The organism is Enterococcus sp. GC34 (genome assembly GCF_040886645.1).
Lineage (GTDB): Bacteria > Bacillota > Bacilli > Lactobacillales > Enterococcaceae > Enterococcus > Enterococcus faecalis.
The window spans coordinates 1-282 of record NZ_JBFOEF010000038.1 but is presented as its reverse complement, the minus strand read 5'-3'; the positions used below and the strand labels follow the sequence as shown (position 1 = coordinate 282).

General features: G+C 35.8%; 1 protein-coding gene. It reads right to left on the bottom strand.

The features are described 5' to 3' along the window. On the bottom strand, positions 1 to 282 hold a 282-nt coding region (locus AB3I72_RS13845), incomplete at both ends, for a prealbumin-like fold domain-containing protein (protein WP_368024009.1).

Genomic DNA, 282 nt, shown 5'->3' with positions numbered 1-282 from the left:
ATAGTAACCAATCTTATCAGCAAAATTAGTCGTTAGGATAATTCGGTAAGTCTTGTTATTCAAGATATATCCATTTGGTGCTTTTATTTCCGTAATTTCGTATACACGATTGACTGGTAAATCTGTTATCAACGCTTGACCATTTTTGTCAGCTACAACAGTTCCTTCTTTTCCTGTCACCGTATCACGCCATTTAAATTCTGCACCTGCTAAACGTTTTCTTGAATCTTTGTCTACTTTGATTATTGCTAAGCTACCTTTTTGCGCAACATTCTCAACGGT